This window comes from Vogesella indigofera (assembly GCF_003633895.1).
Lineage (GTDB): Bacteria > Pseudomonadota > Gammaproteobacteria > Burkholderiales > Chromobacteriaceae > Vogesella > Vogesella indigofera.
Window position 1 is genome coordinate 1 of the sequence record NZ_RBID01000012.1, and the last position, 1213, is coordinate 1213.

The following is a 1213-nucleotide window of genomic DNA, read 5'->3' on the forward strand; positions in this document are numbered from 1 at the left end:
TGATCTGCACCCCTTAGGTCTTACCAATCAAAAGTAGAGAGAAGTCCGTCACTGAAGGAGAATGACGGACATGAAGAAGAGCAGATTCACAGAAGAACAGATCATTGGCTTTCTCAAACAGGCCGAACTGAGCATGGCTATCAAGGAGGTCTGCCGGCAGGGTGGTTTCTCCGAGGCCACCTTCTACAAGTGGCGAAGCCGATACGGCGGCATGAATGTCGCCGAGCTCCAGCGCGCCCGAGATCTGGAGGCCGAGAACGCCCGTCTCAAGAAGTTGCTGGCCGAGGCCCATCTCGACATCGAAGCCCTCAAGGTCGCCTTCGGGGTAAAGCGTTAGCCCCGCAGGCCAAGCGGCAGGCCATTAGCGTCATGTTGAGCAGTGGATTGGCGCTATCAGAGCGCCGCGCCTGCCGGCTTGTGGGGCTCTCCCGAGATGCCTGGCGGCATCCGCCGCAGGCGGATGCGCTGACGTGTCAGCTGACGGCACGCATCGTCGAGATCGCGCAGACACGCCGCCGTTTTGGTTACCGGCGGGTGCATGATCTGCTGCGTCACGAATTCCCAGCCATCAATCACAAACGGGTTTACCGCTTGTACCGCGAGCAGGGTCTCGCCGTCAGGCGACGCAACCGCCGGCGCAAGCTCACTGGCGTGCGTACGCCACTGCAGGCGGCCACGCAGTTGAACGAGGTATGGAGCATGGATTTTGTCAGCGACCAGTTAGCCTGTGGCCGACGCTTGAAATGCCTGACGGTAGCCGATGACTTCAGCCACGAGGCGGTACAGGTTGCGGTGGATTTCTCGATGTCTGGCCAATACGTCACGCGCATGCTGGATCAGGTGGCGCAATTTCGCGGCTATCCGTTGGCAGTCAGGACGGATAATGGGCCAGAGTTCACCAGTCGTGTGTTTATGGGGTGGGCGCGAACGCATGGTATCCGGCACATTCTGATTCAGCCGGGCCGGCCGATGCAGAACGGCTACGTCGAAAGCTTCAATGCCAGATTCCGCGATGAGTGCCTGAATGAGCATGTCTTCGATTCGTTGGCAGAAGCGCGGCAGATCATTGCGGCTTGGCGGGACGACTACAACCAGGTGTGCCCCCACGGCGCGATTGGCCGGATACCGCCAGCAGTGTTTGCGGCACGCTACCGCCAGCAGCGGGCCACCGAACTATCAAGCAGTACCACTACCATGCAAACCTAGGACTTCT

Annotated in this window: 1 protein-coding gene; it reads left to right on the top strand. The window is 59.6% G+C overall.

Annotated features, from left to right (window positions below; genetic code table 11):
- The first annotated feature begins 70 nt into the window (after nucleotides 1-70).
- Nucleotides 71-1206, top strand: a protein-coding gene (locus C8E02_RS06155) for an IS3 family transposase (RefSeq protein ID WP_425451958.1) whose coding sequence is annotated in 2 segments (ribosomal slippage) — nucleotides 71-326 and nucleotides 326-1206 — 1137 coding nt in all. Because the reading frame shifts where the segments join, the coding sequence is not laid out codon by codon here.
- Nucleotides 1207-1213: the final 7 nt, after the last annotated feature.